Annotated in this window: 3 protein-coding genes and 1 pseudogene; all 4 read right to left on the bottom strand. The window is 71.8% G+C overall.

Annotated features, from left to right (window positions below; genetic code table 11):
• Positions 1–109: pseudogene (locus C6N75_RS31820) on the bottom strand (roadblock/LC7 domain-containing protein); the annotation flags it as partial.
• Positions 75–3,575 carry a sensor histidine kinase gene (locus C6N75_RS24875; RefSeq protein WP_105871133.1) on the bottom strand — a complete coding sequence of 1,167 codons (3,501 nt, stop codon included), beginning with the start codon at positions 3,573–3,575 and terminating at the stop codon, positions 75–77. The gene C6N75_RS24875 and the pseudogene C6N75_RS31820, both read right to left, overlap by 35 nt.
• 343 nt (positions 3,576–3,918) lie before the next feature.
• A complete protein-coding gene (locus C6N75_RS24870) occupies positions 3,919–4,500 on the bottom strand; it encodes a GTP-binding protein (RefSeq protein ID WP_105871132.1) in 582 nt (193 codons plus the stop codon).
• A partial coding sequence (locus tag C6N75_RS24865; RefSeq protein ID WP_105871131.1) for a DUF742 domain-containing protein occupies positions 4,481–4,771 on the bottom strand: 291 nt, incomplete at its 5' end. The genes C6N75_RS24865 and C6N75_RS24870, both read right to left, overlap by 20 nt.

Raw genomic sequence — 4,771 nt, 5'->3', positions numbered from 1 at the left:
CACCGGGGGTGTTGTCCACGAAGTTGGTGATCAACCAGTTCAGATTCTGCGCCGCCTGGCTCATCGGGCTCACACTAACGCTCCTGGTTGTAGGTACTACCCGGGCCACTGTGCTGATCGTAGGTGGCCGGTCCGTTCGTGTCCGTTCCCTGCTTGCGTCCCTGCTGGACGCCGCGGCGCAGGTTGCTCAACCTGCCGCGCACGTCCTCCGGGGCGCGGGAGACCTGTGGGCCTCCCTGCGGGGTCTGCTCCGCGGTGCCCTCGACCAGGTTGGCCTTGGGCACTCGGCGCGGCAGCCCGGACGGGGTCACCCCGCCGGCCTTGGGGTCGCGGAGCTTGCCGGCCCGCGCCCAGCGCTCGTCGTTGGCCGAGCGCCAGTCGTCCGGGCCCTCCTTCCCGCCGCCCGACGAGGGCTGCGGGACCGGGGGCTGCGGGACCGGGGGCGCCGCCTGCGTCCGGTCCGGTCCGTTCGACCCGGACGCGGACGCGGTCGGGTTCTGGTCGGCGGTCGGGCGGGAGGCGGACGACCGGTCGGCGGCCGGGGACTGCGGCCGGCCACCGCGGCGCGGCAGGCCCGCGTCGGTCATCTCGTGACCGTTGCCGGCAGCCGGTCCCGAGGAGAAGCCTACGCGGTCCGCGGCGTTCTCGGGAGCGCCCTGCGGGGATTCCGATTCGGTCCCGAAGCCGCCGCCGAAGCCGCCGGTGTAGGTGTTCTGCTCCGGCCACCCGCCCTGGTGGGACTGGGCGTCGAAGGACTCGCCGTAGGACTGGGCGGCCCCGTCGTTGCCCGGAAAGCCGGATTCCGCATAACCGGACTCCGGGTAGCCGGGGTGCGGGTACTCGCCGGACGGGTAGCCGTCCTGGCCGTGGCCCTCGTCCTGGGCGTAGCCGTCGCTCTGCGGCGCGTGGCCGTCGCCCTGGCCGTAGCCCTCGTTCTGCTGTCCGTAGTCGGCGTAGCCCTGCTGCTGCCCGTAGCCGTTCCGGGCGGACTCGTAGCCGCCCTGGCCGCCGTCGTAGCCCTGCTGCCCGCCGGCGTACGCCTCCGGCCCGGGGTAGCCGTTGCCGGCCGGGTAGCCGCCGGCGGTGTCGTACTCCTGCTGCGGGTACCCCTCGTAGGCGCCCTGCGGCTCGGGGCGGCGCTCGTCGGCGCGGCCGTCGGCCACGCCGTTGCCCTCGTCGGCGTCGCCCAGGCCGTTGCCGTCGCCGAAGCCGTTGCCCAACTGGGCGCCGAGGGCGGCGCGGCGCTCGTCGCGCAGCTTGGAGCGGCCCACCGGGTCGAGGGCGGCGCCCTCGCCCTGCTGCTCGTACCGCGAGTCGTCGAATCCCAGCTCGGCGGCGGTGCGCATCGGAGCGGGCTCGGGCTCGAAGGCGGCCCGCGCCTGCTGCTCGGGGATGATCGAGGAGACGGTGAAGTCGCCGTCCAGCGACGGGTCACCGCCGCCACCGTGGGTGATCGCGTCCGGCAGCATGACCAGCGAGGTGGTGCCGGCCTGCTCGCCGGAGGGGCGGAGCTGGACCCGGATGCCGTGCCGGTCGGAGAGCCGGCCGACCACGAACAGGCCCATGCGCTGGGAGATCGCCGCGTCCACGGTCGGCGGGTTGGCCAGCCGGTGGTTGATGTCGGCGAAGTCCTCGGCGGTCAGGCCGATGCCCTTGTCGTGGATCTCGATCATGACGCGGCCGTCGGGCAGCCGGGTCGCGGTGACCCGCACCTTGGTCTGCGGCGAGGAGAAGGTGGTGGCGTTCTCCAGCAGCTCGGCCAGCAGGTGGACGAGGTCGGTCACGGCCTGGCCGTGGATCTCGCTCTCCGGGACGCCGGTCAGCTCGATGCGCTCGTAGGACTCCACCTCGGAGGAGGCGGCGCGCAGCACGTCGACCAGCGGGACGGGCTGGTTCCAGCGGCGGCCCGGCTCCTCGCCGGCGAGGACCAGGAGGTTCTCACCGTTGCGGCGCATGCGGGTGGCCAGGTGGTCCAGCCGGAACAGGTTCTCCAGCTGGTCGGGGTCGGCCTCGTTGTTCTCCAGGTCGGTGATCAGGGTGAGCTGGCCCTCGATCAGCGACTGGTTGCGGCGCGAGAGGTTGGTGAAGATCGCGTTGACGTTGCCCCGCAGCAGGGCCTGCTCGGCGGCGAGCCGGACGGCCTCGCGGTGCACCTGGTCGAAGGCGCGGGCGACCTCGCCGATCTCGTCCCGGGAGTCGATGGGGATGGGCTGCACCCGGGTGTCCACCCGGCCCGGCTCGGTCCGGGAGAGCTGGTCGACCAGCATCGGCAGGCGCTGCTCGGCGATGCCGAACGCGGCGGTGCGCAGCTCGCGCATCGAGCGGCTCATCTGCCGGGCCATCATCCCGGCCAGGATGAACGCGGCGAGCAGGGCGACGACCACGATGGCGCCGTTGAGCAGGGCGTCGTTGCGGGCGTCCGCGGAGATGGCGGAGGCCTCGTCGACGGCCTTCTTCATCAGTTCCTCGGTGACGGTGCTGTAGCCGTCGAACTTCGAGGTGGCGGCGCCCATCCAGGTCTCGGCGGTGACGTCCTGGGCGGCCAGCGCCCGGATGCCGTCGGCGTCGTCGGCGTTGCCGATGGCGGCGGCCATGCCGTCGTACACCGACGGGTTCTCGCCCGTGGAGACGGGCGGGTTCTTCCCGTCCTCGCGCAGCCGCTCGGCGCCGTCCTTGGCGCGCTCGCGCATCACCTCGGCGAGCCGGCGCTCGTCCTCGGGGGTGCCGCCGGACTGGAACTCGGCGAGGGCGATCTGCTCCAGGTAGACGTAGGAGTTGAAGGTCTTGGACTGCTCGTCGAAGACGGCCTTCTGAGCGCTGGGCCGCACCAGCAGGTGCATGCCGATGGAGCGCTGGAGCGACTCGGCGGCCTGGGAGAGCTGGATGGCGTAGACCATGCGGCCGTAGCTGGTGATGTTGCCGGTGCCCAGGCCCAGCTCGTTGGCGAACTCCATCAGCGTGTGCTGGACCTTGACGTAGCCCAGCTCGGTGAGGACGGGGTCGGTGGCGCGGGTGTAGGCGGTCTCGCGGATCTTGGCGAGCTCCGGCTCGGCCTGCCGGAACAGCTCCAGCCGGCGCTCCAGGCCCTGCCCGGAGGGCATGTCCTTGACGGCCTCGTCGAAACGCTTCTTGGCCTCGTCGGTCCGGGCGTATGCGTCGGTGACGGCCTCGGCCTTGCGGTCCCCGTCGGACTTGGCGGTGAGCAGAGGGAAGGCCGTGACGTCGCGCTCGTTCAGCAGGTTCTGTCCGTAGCCGTAGGCGGCCTGGACGATCAGCGCGGTCTTCTCGGCGTCCTGGGCCTCGCGCCAGGTGTCGATGGAGGTCTTCACCTGGAAGCCGCCCATGACCAGGCCGACCAGCACGGGTATGAGGAGGATGGCGTTCAGCCGGGTGGCCACCCGCCAGTTGCGCGGCGAGAGCCGCCCGGAGCTGCCCGGGGCCTGCTCGCCGTGGGGCGAGGCCGGGCCGGCGGGGGGCTTCCCGGGGGTTTCGGCAGGCGGCGTCGCCGTTCGCGCGGGCGGGGTGAAGTTGCCCCGCGCCTGCGTACTGGCGGCGCTCGTTGTGCTTCGCCTCACTCGACCAACAACCTCTCGGCGCCGGCACCTGTGCTGTGCCGTTTTACTGTTTCAGGGCCGTAACTACTCGGGAGTTCGTGGCATTGCAGCACGTAAGGCGGCCGCGTTCCAAACCCCCCGTCCGGGCCGTCTTCACTGGTCCAGACCGGCGATAAAACGGGCATAAAGAGCGAGCCCCGCCAAAAGGCGGGGCTCAGGTGAGCGCAGCGGCACCGGCCGGATGCGCGTCGTGTCCGATGGGCCCCGATTCTCTGTCGAAACGTTATGAACAGCTCCGGTGGCACGTGGCGCGTGCCACAACCGCCCGTCTCCGCAGGCTACGGCAACTGCCGTATGGACGCGCTTACTTGAGCCGGGCCATCAGAGCGTGCTCGACCAGCGTGATCAGGGCGGACTTGGCGTCGGCGCGGTGGCGCGCGTCGGTGGTGATGATCGGGGTGTCCGGCCCGATCTGCAGCGCCTCGCGGACCTCGTCCGGGGTGTACGGCTGGTGGCCCTCGAACCCGTTGAGCGCGACCACGAACGGCAGCCCGGAGTTCTCGAAGTAGTCCACCGCCGGGAAGCAGTCGGCCAGCCGGCGGGTGTCCACCAGGACCACCGCGCCGATCGCGCCGCGGACCAGGTCGTCCCACATGAACCAGAAGCGGTCCTGCCCCGGCGTGCCGAACAGGTACAGGATGAGGTCCTGGTCCAGCGTGATCCGGCCGAAGTCCATGGCGACCGTGGTCGTCGTCTTGCCGCCGGTGTGGGTCAGGTCGTCGATCCCCGCGGACGCGGAGGTCATCACGGCCTCGGTGCGCAGCGGGTCGATCTCCGAGACCGCCCCGACGAACGTGGTCTTGCCCACGCCGAAGCCGCCCGCCACCACGATCTTCGCGGAGGTGGTGGAGCGGGCGGCGCCGCCGCTAGAGCTTGCGAAGTCCACTGAGCACCCTTTCGAGCAGAGTCACGTCCGGCGTGCCGCCGGCCTCGCCGTTGCCCGGCTGGTGGATGGCCACCATCCCGGCCTCGGCCAGGTCGGCCACCAGGATGCGGGCGACGCCCAGCGGCATCGACAGCAGGGCCGAGACCTCGGCCACCGACTTGACCTCGCGGCACAGGTGGCAGATCCGCTGGTGCTCGGGGAGCAGGCCGCCCAGCAGGGACGGGTCGGCCGTGGTGCTGACCAGCGCCTCGATGGCGAGCTGGTAGCGCGG

Source organism: Streptomyces solincola, from assembly GCF_002982015.1.
Lineage (GTDB): Bacteria > Actinomycetota > Actinomycetes > Streptomycetales > Streptomycetaceae > Streptomyces > Streptomyces solincola.
Note: the sequence above shows the minus strand (reverse complement) of the source record. Positions and strands in the feature narration are given on the sequence as shown.